Source organism: Spiroplasma endosymbiont of Phyllotreta cruciferae (assembly GCF_918697755.1).
On record NZ_OU953854.1, the window covers coordinates 316263 to 332503 of the forward strand.

The 16241-nt window shown below is 24.8% G+C and carries 26 protein-coding genes and 4 pseudogenes; 11 read left to right on the forward strand and 19 right to left on the reverse strand.

Going from position 1 to position 16241, the window contains the following annotated elements:
* From NL276_RS02005 to NL276_RS02020, 4 genes and pseudogenes are all read left to right on the forward strand, one after another.
* Positions 1-184 (forward strand): annotated as a pseudogene (locus NL276_RS02005) (IS3 family transposase); the annotation flags it as partial.
* Positions 185-212: 28 nt separating this feature from the next.
* Complete coding sequence (locus NL276_RS02010) at positions 213-1214, forward strand: hypothetical protein (protein ID WP_253301778.1); 1002 nt, start codon at positions 213-215, stop codon at positions 1212-1214.
* A gap of 246 nt (positions 1215-1460) precedes the next feature.
* Positions 1461-1892 carry a hypothetical protein gene (locus tag NL276_RS02015; protein WP_253301779.1) on the forward strand — a complete coding sequence of 144 codons (432 nt, stop codon included), beginning with the start codon at positions 1461-1463 and terminating at the stop codon, positions 1890-1892.
* 106 nt (positions 1893-1998) lie between these two features.
* The gene (locus NL276_RS02020; protein ID WP_253301780.1) at positions 1999-2334 is read left to right on the forward strand and encodes a hypothetical protein; all 336 of its coding nucleotides are present in this window, start codon (positions 1999-2001) and stop codon (positions 2332-2334) included.
* Between the two features lie 25 nt (positions 2335-2359).
* Here the strand turns inward: NL276_RS02020 and NL276_RS02025 are convergent, their stop codons facing one another.
* The 11 genes from NL276_RS02025 to NL276_RS02075 form a co-directional block, all read right to left on the reverse strand.
* Positions 2360-2536 carry a hypothetical protein gene (locus tag NL276_RS02025; protein ID WP_253301781.1) on the reverse strand — a complete coding sequence of 59 codons (177 nt, stop codon included), beginning with the start codon at positions 2534-2536 and terminating at the stop codon, positions 2360-2362.
* A gap of 3 nt (positions 2537-2539) precedes the next feature.
* Positions 2540-3001 carry a hypothetical protein gene (locus tag NL276_RS02030; RefSeq protein WP_253301782.1) on the reverse strand — a complete coding sequence of 154 codons (462 nt, stop codon included), beginning with the start codon at positions 2999-3001 and terminating at the stop codon, positions 2540-2542.
* Positions 3001-3252 carry a hypothetical protein gene (locus tag NL276_RS02035; RefSeq protein ID WP_253301783.1) on the reverse strand — a complete coding sequence of 84 codons (252 nt, stop codon included), beginning with the start codon at positions 3250-3252 and terminating at the stop codon, positions 3001-3003. The genes NL276_RS02030 and NL276_RS02035 overlap by 1 nt, the downstream gene beginning before the upstream one ends.
* 145 nt (positions 3253-3397) lie before the next feature.
* Complete coding sequence (locus NL276_RS02040; RefSeq protein WP_253301784.1) at positions 3398-3637, reverse strand: hypothetical protein; 240 nt, start codon at positions 3635-3637, stop codon at positions 3398-3400.
* Between the two features lie 7 nt (positions 3638-3644).
* Positions 3645-3986 (reverse strand): hypothetical protein, encoded by a 342-nt coding sequence (locus NL276_RS02045; RefSeq protein ID WP_253301785.1) that lies wholly within the window; start codon positions 3984-3986, stop codon positions 3645-3647.
* Complete coding sequence (locus tag NL276_RS02050) at positions 3967-4383, reverse strand: single-stranded DNA-binding protein (RefSeq protein WP_253301786.1); 417 nt, start codon at positions 4381-4383, stop codon at positions 3967-3969. Before NL276_RS02050 ends, NL276_RS02045 begins: the two co-directional genes overlap by 20 nt.
* Positions 4376-4522, reverse strand: coding sequence for a hypothetical protein (locus tag NL276_RS02055; protein WP_253301176.1), 147 nt, complete (start codon positions 4520-4522; stop codon positions 4376-4378). The genes NL276_RS02050 and NL276_RS02055 overlap by 8 nt, the downstream gene beginning before the upstream one ends.
* Before the next feature lie 2 nt (positions 4523-4524).
* Positions 4525-4698, reverse strand: a complete 174-nt coding sequence (locus tag NL276_RS02060) for a hypothetical protein (RefSeq protein WP_253301787.1) — start codon at positions 4696-4698, stop codon at positions 4525-4527.
* 13 nt (positions 4699-4711) lie between these two features.
* Complete coding sequence (locus tag NL276_RS02065) at positions 4712-4870, reverse strand: hypothetical protein (protein WP_253301788.1); 159 nt, start codon at positions 4868-4870, stop codon at positions 4712-4714.
* A gap of 9 nt (positions 4871-4879) precedes the next feature.
* Entirely contained in the window at positions 4880-5164 is a 285-nt protein-coding gene (locus NL276_RS02070; protein WP_253301789.1) for a hypothetical protein, read from the reverse strand.
* 499 nt (positions 5165-5663) lie between these two features.
* Positions 5664-5903, reverse strand: coding sequence for a hypothetical protein (locus NL276_RS02075; RefSeq protein ID WP_253301790.1), 240 nt, complete (start codon positions 5901-5903; stop codon positions 5664-5666).
* Between the two features lie 344 nt (positions 5904-6247).
* On the opposite strand from NL276_RS02075, the pseudogene NL276_RS05130 reads away from it, so the two are divergent.
* From NL276_RS05130 to NL276_RS02105, 6 genes and pseudogenes are all read left to right on the forward strand, one after another.
* A pseudogene (locus tag NL276_RS05130) lies at positions 6248-6664 on the forward strand (P-loop NTPase family protein); the annotation flags it as partial.
* A gap of 57 nt (positions 6665-6721) precedes the next feature.
* Positions 6722-7033 (forward strand): hypothetical protein, encoded by a 312-nt coding sequence (locus NL276_RS02085; RefSeq protein WP_253301792.1) that lies wholly within the window; start codon positions 6722-6724, stop codon positions 7031-7033.
* 45 nt (positions 7034-7078) lie between these two features.
* The gene (gene ybeY, locus NL276_RS02090; protein WP_253301793.1) at positions 7079-7555 is read left to right on the forward strand and encodes an rRNA maturation RNase YbeY; all 477 of its coding nucleotides are present in this window, start codon (positions 7079-7081) and stop codon (positions 7553-7555) included.
* 27 nt (positions 7556-7582) lie between these two features.
* Positions 7583-8011: a diacylglycerol kinase family protein gene (locus tag NL276_RS02095; RefSeq protein ID WP_253301794.1), complete on the forward strand. Its 429-nt coding sequence runs from the start codon at positions 7583-7585 to the stop codon at positions 8009-8011.
* Between the two features lie 14 nt (positions 8012-8025).
* Entirely contained in the window at positions 8026-8235 is a 210-nt protein-coding gene (locus tag NL276_RS02100) for a cytidine deaminase family protein (protein ID WP_253301795.1), read from the forward strand.
* A 4-nt stretch (positions 8236-8239) separates the two neighbouring features.
* Positions 8240-9325 carry an alpha/beta hydrolase gene (locus tag NL276_RS02105; protein ID WP_253301796.1) on the forward strand — a complete coding sequence of 362 codons (1086 nt, stop codon included), beginning with the start codon at positions 8240-8242 and terminating at the stop codon, positions 9323-9325.
* A 28-nt stretch (positions 9326-9353) separates the two neighbouring features.
* Here the strand turns inward: NL276_RS02105 and NL276_RS02110 are convergent, their stop codons facing one another.
* From NL276_RS02110 to NL276_RS02135, 7 genes and pseudogenes are all read right to left on the reverse strand, one after another.
* Positions 9354-10205, reverse strand: coding sequence for a hypothetical protein (locus tag NL276_RS02110; protein ID WP_253301797.1), 852 nt, complete (start codon positions 10203-10205; stop codon positions 9354-9356).
* 790 nt (positions 10206-10995) lie between these two features.
* Positions 10996-11979, reverse strand: a pseudogene (locus tag NL276_RS02115) (IS30 family transposase).
* A gap of 196 nt (positions 11980-12175) precedes the next feature.
* Positions 12176-12727, reverse strand: a complete 552-nt coding sequence (locus NL276_RS02120; RefSeq protein WP_253301039.1) for a DDE-type integrase/transposase/recombinase — start codon at positions 12725-12727, stop codon at positions 12176-12178.
* Between the two features lie 12 nt (positions 12728-12739).
* Positions 12740-13060, reverse strand: a pseudogene (locus tag NL276_RS05135) (IS3 family transposase); the annotation flags it as partial.
* Positions 13027-13290, reverse strand: a complete 264-nt coding sequence (locus tag NL276_RS02125) for a transposase family protein (RefSeq protein WP_253301798.1) — start codon at positions 13288-13290, stop codon at positions 13027-13029. The gene NL276_RS02125 and the pseudogene NL276_RS05135, both read right to left, overlap by 34 nt.
* A gap of 550 nt (positions 13291-13840) precedes the next feature.
* Positions 13841-14005 (reverse strand): hypothetical protein, encoded by a 165-nt coding sequence (locus NL276_RS02130; RefSeq protein WP_253301799.1) that lies wholly within the window; start codon positions 14003-14005, stop codon positions 13841-13843.
* 1066 nt (positions 14006-15071) lie between these two features.
* Complete coding sequence (locus NL276_RS02135) at positions 15072-15635, reverse strand: YitT family protein (RefSeq protein WP_370281050.1); 564 nt, start codon at positions 15633-15635, stop codon at positions 15072-15074.
* Here NL276_RS02135 and NL276_RS02140 point away from each other — a divergent pair.
* Entirely contained in the window at positions 15562-15717 is a 156-nt protein-coding gene (locus NL276_RS02140; RefSeq protein WP_253301800.1) for a hypothetical protein, read from the forward strand. The genes NL276_RS02135 and NL276_RS02140 overlap by 74 nt on opposite strands.
* Positions 15718-15896: 179 nt before the next feature.
* On the opposite strand, the gene NL276_RS02145 is transcribed toward NL276_RS02140, so the two are convergent.
* A complete protein-coding gene (locus tag NL276_RS02145; RefSeq protein ID WP_253301801.1) occupies positions 15897-16235 on the reverse strand; it encodes a hypothetical protein in 339 nt (112 codons plus the stop codon).
* Positions 16236-16241: the final 6 nt, after the last annotated feature.

Here is a 16241-nt window from a genome sequence, read left to right on the forward strand (position 1 = left end):
AATTTCAATGGGGAAAAAATACCACTGTGCAGATAATATTGTTATAGAAAGTTTTCATTCATTACTTAAGAAAGCTACAATCCATAATAAAATATATAATTCACATGAAGAATATATACAAGATGTTATAAAATGAAATACATGATATTCAAATCGTAAAGAAAAAGATATAATAAAAAAATAGTAAATACTTTTTATTAGTACTCACTAAAATGGGTGCAGTCTATACTGGTTTAATTGAATATGATAAATGATTAAGTTATATTCAATCTACTTGTTTATTAGCAGTTATTAATTGATATTTACCAAAAGGAGTTAATGATTTAACTGGTAGTGCTTCATTTTCACAAGGTGGAGTTGCTTATTCACAAACCAATGACCATGAGGCAAATGAAAATATTACTCGCGATGTTAAAAATGCTTTAAAATTAGCAGGTGAAATAATTGATATTATATCTAGTAAAACAGTATCTAGACCTTATAATTATAGTTTAGATAATTATGCTCATTCATGAGAAGAAGAATATAAACATATTAGTAAAAAAACTTTTTATTCAACAACATTATTATTTTTATTAAAAGAGCGATTACAAACAGATAATTCAATAAATATTACTTATCCAACTATTAATGATTTTTCTAAAATTGATTATAATGAATATATTAAACTTATTGTTCCGTTTGATAATGATACTATTTATTATGAAAATAATGTTTGAAAAACAAAACAAGGTGGCGATATACCATCAGATGTTATTAAAGACAGTGATTTAAATAAAGATTATATTGATAAAGAAAATGATAAATATATTGTAAAAACATCACAAGATATTAATACAAAACAAGATAAATTAGTAAGTGGGGAAAATATTAAAACTATTAATGGTAATTCATTATTAGGTAATGGTGATATTTCTATTAGTAGTGAAAGTAAATGAGAAGTAGTTGATACGAGTGATTTTATACCAAGTATACCACACTATTTTATTAAAGGTTTTGATAAAACAAAATATCAATATAAATTATGATTAATTTATAAGTATCAACAGAATGATACTTTAACTACTTCTATTGAAACACCTTTAAATTATAACGGTAGTGTTGAATGAACAAGATATATTCCGACACAAGATGATAATTTAATTGTAAGTATACATCCTGAAAGTGGAAAAATATTTTTTGTAAATTTTCCTAAGGGTCTAATTCAAATATAATACTTTATAAAAAATTAGGAATTTAAAAATTAAAAGAAAATTGGTGAGTTAATAATGAAACAAGATAAAACAACTTGATTAAAAGGTGACTTACCTTGAAATTGATTTTAAAAAGATCCTATTCCAACTTATAATTGAACTCATAAAGATATTAGAGAATGAGAAAGAAAATATAAAATTCGTAGTTGAGTAGTTAGTTTTTATACATTAATATTTTTAGCATTAAATTGTTGATTAGAATATGGCATGATTAATGCAATAAAAGATAATATTAATTGATATAATTATGGTCAATATTGAGGTAATGGCATTGCTATTTTATTAACACCTTTATTTACACATGGAATTCAAGGCATATTTGTTGCTAGTAGTAAACCGAAAGTAGATATGAAAATTGATATACCACGATTAAAAAAATCCAAAATGGGATTAGTATTTACAATATTACCTTTAATTACTTTAATAATTTCTTTAATTATTATTTGAATTGATAAATCAAAATGAAAAAAAGACCATTTAAGACATTGTTTAGATTGTCGGATTAATCCGCGCGTTATTCAGCCAAGAATAGCAAAACAATGAAATAATTTAGATGGTATAACAGAAAAGATGTTTAAAAATACGCAAGATGAATATACTAAAAAACAAGAAGAAAAATTAAAAAATATACAAAATTAAAATAAACAAGAATTAAATTTAAAATAGACTATATATAGGATAGGGGCGGCTGATATTTTTGGGTGGTTATATAGTTTAATTTAATAAATTATTTTGTTCTGAAAAAATGGATGGCCACTGTTTGGGTGAGGATAAGAAAGGAATTAAAAAAATGTTTAATGATACATTAATGATTGCTTTACTTGTGTTAGCGGGTGCTGGTGGAATGGGTAGTCTTGGGATTCTTGGATTATCTGCTAAAAAAATTAAAAAATATAAAGCAGAAATTAGGGAATTAAGAACTGCTGTTATTGCCCACGAAAAACATTTATGAGGACCTGAATATGCAACAGAATTAGCACTTAAAACAGGTCAAATTAAAAATGTAAAAAAACAAGTTAAAGTAAACGATAAAAAACAAGCACAAAAAGATGCTATTAGACAACTAACAAATAGTATTTAAAAAAATAACCTTAATTGGTTATTTTTTATTTTTCTTTATTGTGTGTTATATAAAAGTTGATAAGATGTTCTATTCGTTGTGAATAAGTATTAAATTTTAATTCATTTCAAGCTTGTTCTTCACTTTTATTTAAGTAAATATTAACATTTCGAATTTTGCAAGAATAATATTTTCCTGTTTTTTGATTATATGCTTCTTTCATAAATTAACTCTCATAATTAGCAATAATAATCGCATCTCGTAAATGATTACTTATTTTTTTGTTATTATATTTTCAACCTTTACCATATTGATAAGTTAAATTAATATCTTTATCAAATTTCCATAAGCAACTATCATTATATTTACTTAAATTTTCCATATTTTTAACAATTGATTTAGTATGTTTTGGTGATACTCAATTAACATTATTTAATTCGTGTGTATCATATTTAATTACTCCAATTATTTTTAATAAATCATCACAGTCTTTTGAACCATTAGCATTCGTATATAAACAATCTTCAATATTAATAATTTCATTTTCATTTAATATACATAAAATAAAATTAGCTTGGTAAATTCAATCTTTATTTGTAAATTCTTGTTTTTCAGTTAATTTATTATCTTCGTAAACAACAATACCTGTAGTACCATTTCCTGATGGGTCAATACCTATTTTTATCATTATTTTAAAAATCTTTCTTTAAATTTATGATAAAAATCTTCACTTTGTTTTCTAATTAGAACTGGTGATAATTTTTCAACTTCTTTACATAAAGTTAATTCCATTTCAAAATATGGGGTATCATTAATTATTTTTAAAGTATCTTTTACATAACTTCAAATATATGTAATATGATGTTTTTTAAATTCTTTTTTAACTAATTCTAATACTTGTGCTTCACCAAAATAGTTATACATTACTCTACCATTCATTTGCATTGTTTGATTTTTTTTCTAAATATAATGATAAATCGTGTTGTATTTCACCAATACTTGCTATTAATGTTTTTTTAGTTTCTTGTGGCATTTTCTCATTCCTTTCTTTCTTGTCATATTAAAATGGCTTCTTTAATTTGTTTTAATTTTGTTTAGTAATATTAACTTTCTCTTTAATTACTATTTTTAATTTTGGATTAATAATTATCATTAATATTTTTTTATTATCTATACAAAAATCTTTTTCTAATAAATAATAAAGTTTTAATTGTCAAATATAGCGTTTAATATCAGTTTCTTCATTAGAACTAGTAATTTTTCAATCACATATTATATATTCATTATCAATAGTTATTCCAATAAAATCAGTTGTACCACACATTAAAGGGTTATAAAGTGTTTTTTTCAGTTTCATAATGTTTAAATTTAATATCTTTAAAAGTTTCTTGATATAGTTTTGTAAAATTTTTAAATAATTCACGATGTGATTTTATTTCACAATCAATAAAGTCAATTAATTCATCATCAAAATTATTTTTTAATCAAACATCAATCATATTATGTAAACATATTCCACGAGTTTGTGCTAATTTTAAAATATTACTATCAATATATGATAAATCTTTTGGCACTAAAATATTAACAATTTGACTTACACTAGGGATTAAAATACTATATTTATGTAATTTATCATTAAAAATATATAAAGGTTTAATCTCATTTAATTGCATTATTATCACCAAATAATTCTTTAATACTTTCTGAATTATAATTTATTTGTTTTTCTGCAATAATTTCATTTGATTTTTCAGATATATCTCTTTTTAAGTCATTATTTGTATGTAAAAATTCATAATTAGATACTTGAACTATTCACTGTATTTTATTATCCTTATCTTTAAAAGATTGTAAAATACCAGTAATTGCAATTTGACTACCTTTTTGACAATATTTTTGTAAAGTAATTGCTTGTTTATTTCAAACTTGACAAGGTATAAAATCAGTTTCTTTCTGAGTTGAATAAGGTCTTATTACTGCCAATTGAAAGATGCTATATTCTTTACCATTTTGTGTTTTTTTAATTTCAATATCTTTAGTTGTTCTACCAATTCCAATAAATTTATTCATTATTATATTCCTCTAATTCCATTTCTTCAATTAAATTATCAATATATTCATAAGCACTTTCTTCTGAATGACATTCTTCTAATGCTAAATTAAATAAATCTTCTTCAGTATAAACATAACCATTTTCATCTTTTCACATAATTATTTATCTCCTTTTCATGTAATATTGTTATCTTCTAAATCAATAATAGTTGTTAATCACTCTTGTTTATTTTCAACATTAGCGGTAATTTTTGCTTCTTCTAATGTATAAAAGAATTCTGTTTTTAAATCACCGTATTTACTTTTTATTATTAATAAATATTTTTTATTCATAATTTAATTTCTCCTAATTTTGTTTTCCTAATGCTCAATGTTTATCTGTCATATCTTCAAATGAAACTGGATAACTTTTAAGCATTAATTTTTGTAATTTATTTTCTATATTGCATTTAAAGCAATAACCTCAGTATTTTTGTTTAAGACAAATTTTATTTAACTTTTTCATATAAACCTCCTAAATTATTCCTTTAATTTTTTTATCAATTTGTAATATTTTTCATCCATCTGATGCTAAATCTAAAATATCGTTAATTTTGTAATGTTGCATATAAGAAACAATAACATCTCAATTATTTTTAAATAAATTTAAGTACATTTTTGCTCATTCTAAACATTGCAAATCATAATTCTTTTTATGATGTTTAATACTACAATCAACAGGTTGACAATTAACTCAATCAAATGATGTTGTTATTTCATTTCAAGTTTTATTAATATATTTACTTTTATATTCTGTCATTATAATTCCTCCTATTTTTAAACTCGTTGGTACTCACTCCCGAGTGAAAGTGCTAAGCGAGAATTAGTTATATATAAATTAAGTTATTTATTTACTACGCCATCCGCTTCACTAGGGGTGCGCGGTGGCGGTATATTGTTTGTTTAATAATCGACAGTTGTTTTTATAAGGTAATGCCAGAGAGTTTTCTCTCTCTTCATCCGCACCATTTCAGGTCAAAGCGTTCAGTTTTTAAAATAAATTCACTTGTACCTTGAAGATCCTAATGCTAGCTTTGTGGTTATTAAAACCTCTGCCATCCTCTATGGGATAAATCTATCGCAAATTTATTTATAAAGTGTCCATCTCTATATTTATTGTCGTTCGATGTTGACCTCGCACTTATCACGACTATCGCTTGTCAAAGCGTCTATTATTTCCGGACTGATTACCGCTGGGCTAGACCGCCTCATGTGGAATAAAAACACTTAGTTATTTAAAATAACCGTCCCACTCTGCATTAAGTTGTTTTACTAAATCAAAGTTTTAAAAAACAAGTTTTATCATCAAAGATAATTTTTGAATTTTCTAGTTTCTGATAAAACTGCTTTTGTTTTCAATTTTTAGTTTGATTTAATAAATCTTTGTGTTTTTCACAAGTTCATAAAACTTTATTTGATACAAATTCTTCGGTAATGAATGATATTCCTTGATAACAATCATTAACATCACATATTTTTTGTTGTTTATTAATTGCCATTACTATCTCCTTTCTTTGATATTAAGTTTTTTATTAGCAAATTAATTAACTGAAACAGAGAAAAGACAACACCTTAAATTAGGAGAAAAAACAGGTATACTCTGTAAATATTTCTAAGATATTTAATAAATGTGTAATACAACTTAAATAGGGTATCAGAAAGTTGTGTAAAAAGTTTCTATTTTAAGAACTTAAGATGTTGCCCTTTCTCTGAATCAATTAAATTAATTAATAATTTTGGTTTTACAAATAAAAAAACCATTTTAGTAAATGGTTTAATTTATTATTCTTATTCAATTTCCGAGTTTTTTTCCAAAACCCCAATCTTTTTTATACGACCAAAATTATTGTTTCATCAAGATGATTTTTTATTTGCTGGTAGTGTCTATGATAATATTATTAATTTTAAACAGGATTGTGACTATCAAGTTCTAACATTACCAGCTGTCAAGCAATTATTAACTCAGAATCGCTTAAGTCTTTAGCAACTAGTTTGCAACAATGGTGAAAACTTATCAAAAAGGCAGCGCCAAATTATTTTATTTTTAAATCTTTTGTTGCAATCTTGTGATGTTTATCTCATTGATGAAGTTTTAAGTAATGTTGATTATGAAAGCAAAATGCTTTTATTAAACTTACTATTTACTTTGAAATCTGAGCAAATGATTATTTATGCTGGGCATGATCCTCTTGTTGAACAATTTTTTGTAAATGTTATTGATTTAACCAAACTTAATTTAATGGCGGTTAAAAATGAATAAGAAAGGTATTATTTTAATGTTAACTTGTTGTTGTTTCTCTTAATTTCTTTTTTTGTTTTGCTTGCTTATTATCCCCTTCAATTATATTATGATGGTTATTTAACAATTTTAAAAAATAGTACGGAAGAATTAAATTATGTTTTTGTTCCAAAAGAGATATCACGTGTTGGGAAGAAAATTGGGGAAGTTAAATTAGAATATTTTGTCCAAAATTATTGACAAGCACTGGTTGTACAGATTAAATGAGAGAATAACTATTATTTAATTTTAAATCAAACTGATCTTAATGTTGATTTTTGATATTTACCGGCTAAAATTTATTTTGGTCAGCAAACAACATTAGATTATTTACTGAAGATAATCATTTAATTTGTTATAATAAAACAAGAAAGTGTTAGGTGTCAAGGTGTGGTAATGAAAGATGATTTTGCGATTTATAATGAAACAAAATTTGATATTAAACCATATCAAGTTGATTTTATGGCAATTTTTCAGAAAATTAAAGCAATATTAAATATTACTGATCCATTGGAATTATCATTGCTTATTGTTGATGCAAAAGAACAATTAACATTAAATCAAAAATATCGTCAAAAGAATTATGTGGCAGATGTTATTACATTTGCTCTAGAAGAAGAAAACAGTGTTGATTTACTGCAATTAACAGGATTACGCAGTTTGGGGGATATTTTTATTTGTTATGAAAAAGCGTTGGAACAAGCACAAACATATAATCATTCAGTGCGGCGTGAATTTGCTTTTTTATTTACCCACGGGATGTTACATATTTTGTGTTATGATCATCAAACACCAACGGAAGAAGAAATAATGTTTAATTTACAACGAAAAGTCCTAAATGATTTACAAATTCATCGAATTCCAATAGAATAAGAAGAGAAGAGGAAAGAGATAGACACAATGGCAAAAGGATCACCAACAAAGAAAAAGATTTTTTTTAAAATACGAAACAAGTTTTCAAATGCTTTTCGTGGAATTTATACAGCAATTAAAGAAGAATCAAGTTTAATTATTCATATTATTGTATCATTAGTTGTAATTGGACTAGGAATTTGACTACAAAAAATGGTTCCGCATGAGTTTGGCTATGTACAATGAGCAATTTTGTTATTAACAATTGGAATTGTGATTGGGTTTGAATTAATTAATACGATGGTTGAAAACTTTGTTGATTTATTATCATTTGAATATAATATTAAAGCTAAAAAAATTAAAGATATTTGTGCCGCGGCAACCTTAATTAATTCAATTTTGGCAATTGCAATTGGACTATTAATTATGTTACCGCCACTAGTTGATGTTATTAAATTATATTTAAAGATTAATTAAAAGGAGTTAGAAGAATGGCAAATTATTTTGAAAAATTAAAATTATTAAGTACAAACGCATATGCTCCATATTCTAATTTTCATGTTGGTGCAATTTGTGTCTTAAAAGATGGAACAGAAGTGAGTGGTGTTAATATTGAAAATGCCGCTTATTCGGTGACAATGTGTGCGGAACGAACATGTTTGGCACAAGTATATGGGTTTACGAAAGCGGATTTGCAATAAGATTATGGCGAAAAAACATAATGAAGAATTAGATTTATATGATTTAGACCACGGCCATGAATTAATTACTGACCATAGTTATCGCATTGTTGATAATGAACATTTAAAAGATTATATGAGTAATAATGCTCTTTATATTAAATTATTTTATACTTTTCATGATAAGCGGATTTTATTAACGCATCATACGTGGTGAAAGAAAACTAATAATGATTTAGAAGCATATTGTAAAAAATATATTACTGATTTAACGAAACGATTACGAATTGAGGAAATGGCATTAACACCAGCTGAATTAGAACAAAAATGATATTTACAAGAATATGACATTCCTGGCTATGAAGATGTTCTCTTAAAAGCAGTTGTAATTCGGTCATGAGTAAAAAATGATAATAATAAAAAATGATTAGTGGTAGTGCATGGTCTTAATTCGCATAAGTTTCGTGCTATCTTTTTTGGTTTAATTTATTTGCGACTGGGTTATAATGTTCTTGTTTTTGACCAACGAAATCATGGAGAATCCACATCGAAAATAACAACAATGGGATATTATGAAAAATATGATTTAGCAGTAGTTGTTAATTTTTTACAAACAACAATTGATCCAAAACTTAAAGAACTTAACTTTCACGGGTGATCAATGGGAACCTTTGTAATTATGGAATATTTAAAGTTAGCATTTGCTAAAAACAAATTAATTAATAGTGTGATTTTAGATTCAACAATTAGTAATTTAAATGCCTTGTATCGTTATTATATGTTAAAGATTAAAGTAAATTATTATGAGCACTATTATGCTATTCGGCGCTATACGATTGATACCCGCGGTTATGATCCTGAACAAATTAATCCTGGTGAAAATTTAGATCAGTTGGCAAAATTACCGGTTTTATATTTGTTAAATAGAAAAGATCATGCAACTCCTTATGTAATGGGACGCGAAGCTTATCAAAATAAACGAAGATATGAACGTAAAAAAATTAGTAATCGAGTTGTTTTTAACTGTGATCATGTGCGGGGAATTTATTATAATCCGCCACAATATTTAGAAGCGATAACAGCATTTATTACTAATGCAAAACGAAAATAGTGATAAATAACATATTAGTTATTTATCACTATTTTCGTTTTTTGTTTGCTTTTTTATTTCTCATTTTTTGTTTAATGTTTTGATAAATTGTTTTATATCATAAGGTGCGATTTTGATACTTATTAAATACCCGATACATTCCATTGTTGAAACTTTGCAAGAGAACATGGAAAGTAGTAAAGACAACTGTAAAAACAAAGATAATAAAGAAAGTGGCTTGAACTTTTGTTAACCCAGCAATGAGGGGATTATAAATATCCAAAAAAGGATAATTATAAGCTAAAAATGTATCACCATCACGGTTTCAAGCGGCAGCACGAATTAAAACATACATTAAATAAAAGATTGGATAGATTAAACTAATTCATCAATCTTTTGTTAAAAATTCTTTTTTTCAGCTAAGACGACGATCACCAAATGATAATAAGGTATAAACAAAAAACAAGATGGGCATAATAAAGTGGGTGACAACCGTACAACTAATTCGGGCTTTAGTGTACTCAGCAATAGTTACTTGCCCATTCTTATACCCAATAATAATTCCAATTCAAAAAATAAAGAACATTAATAAGTTTCAATTTAAGATGCTTAATTTAAAGTTTGTTGAAAAAAATCAACTTTTTTGTTCACGATGATGGTTAAAAATTGCTAACATTAATCAAACAATCGTAATGATATTAACCTGAACTGAATAAAAACTTAATAATATATCATAATTTTGTAAACTAGAGCGATAAGAATTTTTATTGACATATCAGAACTCTTTGAAAATATCAGCATAAAAACCATAAGCTAAAAAAGCAAAGGCTAAAATGGCAATTATTAATTTATAATATCAAAGATAATCTTTATATCAAATTCGATAAGTTCAACGTTTCATAGTTCCTCCTTGATAATCTTTTAAATATTATCATAAGAATACTTTGATAAAAAGATAATTTTTATGATTTTATATTTTTTGTTAAACTAAAATAAAAAAAAATTCCAAATTATGTCGATGTTATTTTATTTTTTTAGTGTTATAATAAAAAAGTTAGTTTCAATAACTCACTAATTTAAAAATATATATGTGAGAGCATACTCAAGATCGCGAAACCACAACTATGCTCTCATAAATAATTATAGCATTTTGCTATAAATTTATGAGAGTTTTAGTTTTAAAATTATCATTTTTTTGTGAAAATTTTAAAATTATCCCATTTTTATTGTTTTAAACTCCCTATACCTTGAGTATTTATCACATATATATTTCATTTTATTGTAAATCCTGGAGGTTTTACGTATGAAAACCATTAGTGTAAAAACTTTATGTGATAAGTGTCAAATTAAGTTAAAACAAAAACTAATAATTGTAAAAAATGAAAAAAAAATAATTTTTAAAAAATACAATTTTGTTAGAAATTAAAGATTTAGAAATTGTGAAAAAACGAAAGGAACATAATATTAAAATTTTGGTTTTTTTGCAATGTGCAAAACGTTGTTTTGGTATTTTTACAAATGTATTGTGTAAATTCAAGCAGCAAATTCTGTCTCTTGTTAATCTGATAATAACATCATTTAAAATAAATGCAACTATTTTTTTAAAAAAAATTAAATTATTTGTAAATTTAATCTATTTTAAGCATATTTAAACACACTGAAAAATAATTTATTAAATTTTTCAAATAAATTTATCTAAAATTCTCTAAAAATACTTCTTTAGCTGTTCTTCAATTCAAACAAGGTCTTAATTTTTCATTCATAACATTAACTACTCAATCTATTTCTTGTTGCGTAACATTATTAAAATCTGTTCCTTTAATATATCGTTTTCTAAATTCACGATTCATTCTTTCAATTAATGGTTTTTGTTGAGGTTTACCGGGGTCGCAAAAATAAATATTAGAACCAGTAATCTTTTCCATTTCTTTAAACTTACTAAATTCTTTTCCTCTATCTGTTATTATTCCTTTAATTTTTCCAACTAAACCATTAATTCTAACTATATGTTCAAGTTTTTCTAAAACTTCACTTGAATTATTTTTTTCTAATTTCATTGCAAAATAATTTTTACTATTTTGTTCAACTAATACTAAAAAAGAAGATTGGTGGTCTTTTCCAACAACCGTATCCATTTCAAAAAATCCGACATTAGTATCTTTATCTTTAATATTCTCATATTGACTTAAATTTATCATCTAATTTACCACGATTTTCAGTTTTTCCTTTTCTTTTGTATTTTTTACCATGATGGCGTAAATTTTGTTTATTTAATTCTAGTAAATTTAAATAAATTCATTTATACAAAGTTTTTTTACATGCTGGAAATTTAACACCAAACTTTTTTTAAATTTTCTAATAAGTTGTGAAGGTGTATCATGATATTTATTAAATCTTACATTTAATCATTCTTTTTGTTCTTCTGTAAATTCAGGCATTTTTTTAATAGATTTTTTTCGTTTTTTTAAATAATCATTATGTGCTTTACCAGCATCATAATCTTCTATATTTTTAAATCTATTAATTTCTCTTTTAACAGTATTAATATCTCTTCCTGTTTGTCTTGATATTTCAGATAAATTAAGTGTGCCATTTTTCTTTTTACAACTATCAGATAAAAATAAATCCTTAAAAAATATTCGTTCATCAAATTTTACATGTGTATAATCTTGCATATATTTGTATCTCCATTTCTTTTATTTAAATTTATTTATACACGAATTTTTAAAAAAGTATTGACAAATATTTTTAAAGATATATTATTACATTGTAAAAAGTATCAAATTTGTATCTCTTTATACTTGTGTACTAAAATAAAAAGTAAATTACTAGACTGCACCCATTTTAGTAAGTACTAATAAAAAGTATTTACTATTTTTTTATTATATCTTTTTCTTTACGATTTGAATATCATGTATTTCATTTTATAACATCTTGTATATATTCTTCATGTGAATTATATATTTTATTATGGATTGTAGCTTTCTTAAGTAATGAATGAAAACTTTCTATAACAATATTATCTGCACAGTGGTAATTTTTCCCCATTGAAATTATAATACCGTTAGATACACATTTATCGAGATAAATAGCGGATGTGTATTGATATCCGTGGTCTGAATGAATTATTATTCCATTCAGATCTTTTTTTATTAATTTTATTTTATTAATTGCATCATTTAAATTATCTATTACTAATTTATTGTCATTATATTTAGATCACTTTACATCAACTATTTCTTTAGTATATCCATCAATAATTGTTGATTGATAATATTTTTCTCTTTTTCAAATTAAATATGTTACATCAGTATATAGCACTGAAAACCTTGTTTTTATATCATTGAATTTACGATTAATTAAATCAGGATATTGCAATAAACTTTTTTCTTTATTCTGTTTATATTTCATTTTTCTTCTCATTTTTCTTACATATTCAGGTTGTATTTGATTATAACGCATAATCCTTAAAACTTTTTTTGAATTATATTTTATATCATAATCTTCTTTTAAATATTTAGTAATTCTTCGATATCCAAATTGTTTTAAATTTTCTTCATAGACTTTTACAATATCATTTATTGCTTCTTTATCTTTTTTGCTACTGTCATAATTTTTATATTTATCTCAATAACTACGTTTTAACCCCGTTACTTCTAATAATAATTTTATTGAATATTCATGACAATTTTGTTTAATAAAAGAGACGATTCTTAGTTTGCTTAATTGTAAAAGTCATGGAGCTTTTTTAATAATTCATACCTTGTTTTATAATATTCTAAATCTCTTTTACCAAAAGAGATTTTAGGTCCTTTATGATTGTTTAATTTTCCTTTTTTATGATTTTCTCATCAAGATTCTACTGTATTTGCATTTAGATTATATTGTTTTGCTACTACTCAACAACTTTTTTGTTTAATTTCCTCAATGATTTTTGTTCTAAATTCTGATGTATATTTGTTATATTTTTGACCTTTTCTTGCCATATAAAAATGCACCTCCTTTAAAAGTTTAGCAAAGTCTTTTTTTACTTTACTTACTTTTTGGGGTGCACTCTATTTTATTCATTTTTTATTCCTCCTAATTTTGTTTACCTAATGCTCAATGTTCATCAGTCATATCTTCAAATGATACTGGATAAGCATGTAACATTAATTAATTTAGTTTATTAATTGTTTTTTTATTTAACTTTTTCATAATAAATTACCACATAAAATCTAATGTATGATATTCAGGTCTTCTTCTAGGTAAATTAAATCTTTTAATAACATGTGCAATAATAGAGTCATGAACGCCTAATTTATTTCTTATATCTTTATAACTATATCCCTGCAAATACATATCTTTAATTTGTTTGTATTTATTACTATGAACTCTTTTTCTACTATTAGGTAATTCTAAACAAACATAATCTTTTAAATTTATTATTCCTTTTAATTGATCACAAATTCCACCCTCACGATAAAAACGATAATATCTTCCATATTTAAAATTGATTAATCAACTTGAAACAGTTCCTTTTGGAAAATTATATTTTTAATCAATTTTTATACCAGATATATTTAAAATATAAAACTCTTTAAGACATTTAATAATTAATTCATCAGTATATTTTTCATTTCAAAATTTTTTCTTTGTTCCATCATTTTTAAAATGTAAATATTCAAATGTTCCTATTGGTGCATTATTTAATCTTTTCATTATAATTCCTCCTATTTTTAACTCGCTGGCACTCACTCCCAAGTGAAAGTGCCAAAGCGATAGTTAGTTATATAAATATTTATCTATTTATTTACTACGCCATCCGCTTCACTGCGGGTGGGCGGTGGCGGTGTTAACATTTACAATTAACTACAATGTTCTACATTTTGTAGTTGTCTGTAATACCAAGTACCTCCTCATCAAGTAACAACTAGTAGATTAATTAAGAAATCCTTGCCCAGTTCTTAAAAGTTATTTTTCTTCTACGCACACGATTTTATTTTTATTCTTGCAATTAAAAGTTATGAATACAGCATTATCTGTTTATCTTAATAAAAGTCATTAATTTACAAAATCGCAAAAAAACAAGTTAACAGTTCTATTGATTTCTTTACTGACAAAATGCCAAGTTGGGGAACCTTCCACTAAAAATATGTAATTGTGAAATTAAATAATTGTAGAACCAATATATTTAATTTTTAAAGTTAATTTTTAAATAAAAAAAATCAACCCAATAAGGGTTGATTTTTTTGTCCTATTTCATCATTTATTCTACATATTTAATTATTAATCACTCTGCTTTTTTAAGAAATATTTTTAATACTATAAATGATACTTTTATCAAGGAAGCAGAAATACAAGAAAAAACCTAGAAAAACATGTTTATAATAAAAGAAGTGTTTGAGAAGGATGAGGGGGTTATATTAGCAAAATTGTTAGAAATGTTTATTTTGTTGATCACTTCGAAATTACATTAAAACAATTAATTGATCCTTATACATTATGGACATTTGCACAGGGCTCTTTTCCGACTCAAGTTTTATATGATGTGCACAAAGTAAATAACAATTATTATGAATATGATTTTAAAACAATGGCTCCTAATAATAAAAGAAGTCTAATTGGTACGTTAACAACATTGTTTGTTGTAAATACTTTTGCAACGTGATTATTATGTTATTTATTCAACCGTTATAAATTTATGGATCATAGTTAAAATATTATTGTAATTTTTAAAGGAAATAAAATATCACCAGTAAGGTGATATTTTATTTTAAGAAATAATTTAATTATCATTATGAGGCATGTGTTTAATTTTAAAGGTTGTTTGGGCACGAATAATGGCTTCATTGTCAGCTAATAAAATCGTTTCTGCAATCCGTTTAAACATTGTTGGGGGAATGGTAATCATTACCATATGAGCATTGTCTTTATATTCACCATTATAATTAGTAGTAACTTTTCATAATGCATTATGGGCGAAACCATTTTCTTTTAAACGGGCAATAATAACTTCTGGTTTGTCACTTATAATTAGTAATGATATGTTTCTGTAACGAGGGAAAACTTTGTTTGAAACAATACCACAAATAATAATTACCATAAAGGCAGCAAAGAATGGTGTTGAGAAGTAATGGGTTGCAAAAGATGGGTTTGGGGTAGGTGTCTTTATTGCATAACTCATGGCTCAAGTAATAAGCATTAAGACTGTATTAACAATAATTGAAATATTACCAACTGGTTTTTTCTTTTTGCGTGAAATATAATTATTAACAATGTCAGTTCCACCAGGGCAAGCATCAGCGATGTATAAGAAACCAAAGGCAATTCCATTTAAGATTGCAGAAATTAATCCAAATAAGAAAATTCATAAATCATGAATTGTTGGGTCGGTAATTTTATTTAAGTCTTGTAAAAATGAAAATCATTAGCGTTAATATAAGGGATGCCGTGATAAGATCCAACACCATTTAAAATAATATGAAAAATTGCTTGAGCAACCATAAAAATAATAGTATTAATGGTAAAACGATGACTTACAAAGAATCAACTAAAAATAATTAAGGGAATATTATTAACAATGTAAAAAACATAATACATTAAGTTTGCATTAATTAATATTATTGCTATTTAATGGTGGAAAAATATATTGTGCAAAAATTCTTCCTAATGATCCAATTCCAGGTGGTAAAACTTTTGATGGTGATAAGAAATAATCAAAAGCAATTGTACAAATCAATCCGTCCAAAACAAGGTACATATAACCTCTAATTTGTGTTTTTTTCAAATAGTTTCTTAGTTCTAAAGAAGTTTCTTGTTTGATCATTTCTTTTTTATTAATGTTACGAATCTTGGTAATCCGAACATCATCGGCAAGTCCTAATTTATCTTCGACATTAATTAATTGTTCTTCATAACTAACAATTTTATTAACAAAACGATGTACCATTGCGAT